The organism is Clostridium cuniculi, assembly GCF_004353185.1.
GTDB lineage: Bacteria > Bacillota > Clostridia > Clostridiales > Clostridiaceae > Clostridium > Clostridium cuniculi.
On record NZ_SMUS01000080.1, the window covers coordinates 1 to 3,816 of the forward strand.

The following is a 3,816-nucleotide window of genomic DNA, read 5'->3' on the forward strand; positions in this document are numbered from 1 at the left end:
TATCATTTTTTCTTGCCATAGAAAATCCTCCTAAAATTTATATAGTATATTATTCCAAATCTACCAACTAATCATACAAAAAAAGAGTAGATAGATTTGTTTTTTACACAAATCTATCTACTCTCCCCAATTAATTTGAGATTTATTTACCCCTTATTTTTTGTTTATCTCGTTCTTTTATTATGTTGTAATTTCAGCCAACATATTAATTCTCCTCCATCTTCTCTAAGCTTTTACTGGTAAGTACATTATATTGAGTTCTTTCAGCTTTTAAATTCATATCCCTATCAAATACTTTCACGATATCCATAGAAGTGTTAATGCCATAGAATCCGAAGTCATCCCAAGAAGCATCTATAAGCCTTTTTATTTGTGTTTTAGTTATTGCGATTGCTTCCATTAGCTTTTTATCTTCGTTAAACTCCCAACATGATTTAATAACACCTTCCTGTATTCTATATCTAACGCCATTCCTTAACTCAATTATATTCCCTTCTTGGAATATTTCTTCGCTTGTGAATCCCTTTGTATAATATTTATTAGCCATTTCATAGAATTTATCAATAGCCATTTTCTCTATCTTTTCTGAATCTTTTTCTGGATCAGTTATTTCAAGTCTAACCTCACATTCTTTAATAGTACATCTTGGCATTGCAACAAGATAATTCCCATCTCTACAAATATCAATTATCATAAATAAAACTCCTTCACATCGTCTTTATATTATATGATATGCAGGAGTTTATAATTTATTACCTTTATTTTGTTAATTTATTTAATATAACACATGTATAAAATCTCTTACATCACTACAGCTAGAGCATACATAAGTTTCTATCATTAATTTACTTTGAAATTCTGTATTATATTCTATTGATAACTTATCTATTTTTTCCTTAGTAAGCTCTTTAGCACCGAAGAAGTTCGCATCTTTATTACATTTATCACATATTATTCTTATCATTTAATTCACTCCTTTTTATAAGATTGCGTTTTTTATTTAGAGTTTTCTTTTATTTCTTTAAAGAATTTTATTATATCATCTCTAAATTCAATCCATATCATTTTAAACAGAAAATATATACCTAAGAAAAGTATCATAATTCCTATAAGTTGCATTTGTATTAATGGAATTGCGGCAAATATATTACCAATAGTTATTAAAAATATAGAGAATATTGCAAGTCTGTCAACTAATTTTTTATTTTTCATTGTTTTTATTATTCCTCGTATGTATTTTGCCACATGATTTTTATTTGTTTGATTTTCAAATTTTTCATCATCTATAACTTTTATATAACCTACAGGAAAACATTCCTTTAGATCTAATAATATATCATATAAATGTCTCGGTATTTCTAATATAAATTCTAATAGGCACCATATAATTCCTATCGGTATCAATACTATGTCTTTTAATACTTCAAATAAGTTTCTAAAAATATATTTAGGTTTCTTAATTTCTAAATATTCATCTTCTCTTATTTTGTACAGTTTGTGATTTGGATACTTCTTTATTAGATAATTAAATCTGCTTCTCATCATCTTCATTTAATTCTCTCCTATCTATAAAATACTGATTTTAAGTTAATTTTCTTTTTGTTTTAATATTAAGTGAGACTTTTGTAAATCTGATAGTGTAGGAATCACTCCTTTTAATTGGTTGCATTGCATTGAGCCTTCGGGACAATAACCTTTTCTGCAACTAGCACCTAGTTTATTAAATAGTAGCGGAAATTCTTTTCTACATATTTTCAGCATTTCATCTGCTAATTCTCTGATTTCATCTTGCGCTCTAAAGCAACATCTATGTTCAAAGAAGTTGATTAATGATCTTAAATTCATAGTAAATATAATTTTGGTTTGTAATGAATTAGGCAACATCATCCTTGCATTTTCAATAGCTTTCTTTTTTAATAAATTATACTCTTTCTTATGACCAGTTCTCATAACACTATGTATAAAAGTTTCGTCTTGTTGTATATCTGGGCTATATTCTTTAATATTATTTACTAAATATTCATAACAGTATTCTGTTAGTAAAGAATCTGATATGTATTTATAAATATTTTTAGCTGCATTGCAAAAATCATTATATTCTTCATTTAAATAATCGTATGTTTTAATGTCTTCTGGTATTGTAAATTCAGCATTATCTCTGCTTACATATCTTCCACTTTGAATTGAATAACTTGCTAATCTATGTCTAGTTAATTGTTGCTCTGTTACTCTACTGACTCCTTCCACGGCAAATGTAAATGTTGCATGTTCAAGTGGACTTTCGTGTCCTATTCTTATCAGCATATTTATAAACTTTTCCATATCTTCTCGTGTTAAGTTTTCTTCTAATTCATCTATATTACATCCTGCATAACATAATTTCCCCGCCATAGCTATTACCTTTTCTGGATTGTTAGTGTGTGTTAATAATTTTACTTTCATATTCAAATCTCTCCTCTGTTTTATTAATTTATTATTGAAAATTAGAATTTGTTAAATCTTTTTGAATTGTGAATTATTTTTACCTTTTATTTAACCACATATAAATCATTTTTATCAATGTTATAACCTAAACATCCATACATTACTACTGCTGTTTGCTCCATAACTTGAGATACAACTCCAGCCTCATTTAAATTCACGAATGAATAAGTATGTCTTTTATAAAAATCTAATCTACTTGGTTCAATCTTAACTTTATCCCCTATTTTTAACATTCTAATTCCCCCTTTATTTCTTAATTATTTTAAATTATTATATATTTGTTTTTTATTTCTTTCAAATAATTCTATTATATTACTTACAACGGCCATTTGTGTAGTTAATCCTACTCCACCAGGAACACTTGTAACCTTTTTGAAATGCGGATATAATTCTTTATCTATATCACCACAAAGTTTATTATCCTCATCTCTATTGATACCAACATCTATGGTTACTGGACATATACTTGTGAAGAACGTATCTCTATATTCATCAGGAAAATATTTTAATAATAACTTCCTTTCATTTAAAATTTCTTCAAATATATTTAAGTTCCAATAGTTTGCCTTTCCTATTGCAGAAATAAATATATCACAAGTTGATATATGAATTAATAGTCTGTTTAAGTCTGTATTACTATTACAACAAGTTACTGTTGCTCCTTCATTGATTAATAAACTAACTAAAGGCTTACCTACTATATTGCTTCTTCCAACTACAACTACATTTTTACCTTTTAAATCAATTCCTTCTTCTTTTAATATAGTCATAATTCCCTTTGGTGTTGCTGCAATAATTCCACTATCATCGCCTATAACAACTTTACCTTTATTGATAACATGAAAACCATCAATATCTTTATTAGGATCTATTGCATTAATAACCTTATTTTCATCAATGTGTTTTGGTAATGGGAGTTGCACCATTATCCCTGTAATTACACTACACCTATTTAACATATCTATTGTTGCTAATAGTTGTTCCTCTGTAGTATTTTCCGATAGTTTATAATGTTCTACTTCTATTCCAACTTCTTCGCATAGTTTCTTTTTATTTCTCACATATACATTTGATGCTTGATTTTCACCCACTTGTACAAATGCTACTGTACATCCTGTCAAATCTTTTTGTTTAATCTCTTCTATGTATTTATCTCTTATCGCTTTACAGTTTATTATATTGCTCATTTTTAATATCTCCTTTTAATATCTCGTGTACATGCTTGTACACAGACGTAATTTACTTATTTTATACGTAGACTACATATAAACAATGTAGTCTACATTTTTTCATACAATTTACCTCTAAGAACTTCTAATTGTTCTTTGAGCT

At 27.2% G+C, this 3,816-nt stretch carries 6 protein-coding genes; all 6 read right to left on the reverse strand.

What is annotated here, in order from left to right:
- Nucleotides 1-205: 205 nt before the first annotated feature.
- The 6 genes from EJJ37_RS19490 to EJJ37_RS19515 all read right to left on the reverse strand — a co-directional run bounded on the left by EJJ37_RS19490 (nucleotide 206) and on the right by EJJ37_RS19515 (nucleotide 3,671).
- Complete coding sequence (locus tag EJJ37_RS19490; RefSeq protein WP_133017087.1) at nucleotides 206-694, reverse strand: hypothetical protein; 489 nt, start codon at nucleotides 692-694, stop codon at nucleotides 206-208.
- A gap of 81 nt (nucleotides 695-775) precedes the next feature.
- A complete protein-coding gene (locus tag EJJ37_RS19495) occupies nucleotides 776-964 on the reverse strand; it encodes a hypothetical protein (protein WP_133017088.1) in 189 nt (62 codons plus the stop codon).
- Between the two features lie 32 nt (nucleotides 965-996).
- Complete coding sequence (locus EJJ37_RS19500; protein WP_133017089.1) at nucleotides 997-1,551, reverse strand: hypothetical protein; 555 nt, start codon at nucleotides 1,549-1,551, stop codon at nucleotides 997-999.
- A 36-nt stretch (nucleotides 1,552-1,587) separates the two neighbouring features.
- Nucleotides 1,588-2,442 (reverse strand): FAD-dependent thymidylate synthase, encoded by an 855-nt coding sequence (gene thyX / locus EJJ37_RS19505; RefSeq protein WP_133017090.1) that lies wholly within the window; start codon nucleotides 2,440-2,442, stop codon nucleotides 1,588-1,590.
- An 86-nt stretch (nucleotides 2,443-2,528) separates the two neighbouring features.
- On the reverse strand, nucleotides 2,529-2,717 hold the full coding sequence (locus EJJ37_RS19510) for a hypothetical protein (protein WP_133017091.1): 189 nt from the start codon (nucleotides 2,715-2,717) through the stop codon (nucleotides 2,529-2,531).
- A gap of 24 nt (nucleotides 2,718-2,741) precedes the next feature.
- Nucleotides 2,742-3,671 (reverse strand): bifunctional 5,10-methylenetetrahydrofolate dehydrogenase/5,10-methenyltetrahydrofolate cyclohydrolase, encoded by a 930-nt coding sequence (locus EJJ37_RS19515; protein WP_133017092.1) that lies wholly within the window; start codon nucleotides 3,669-3,671, stop codon nucleotides 2,742-2,744.
- Between the last annotated feature and the right edge of the window lie 145 nt (nucleotides 3,672-3,816).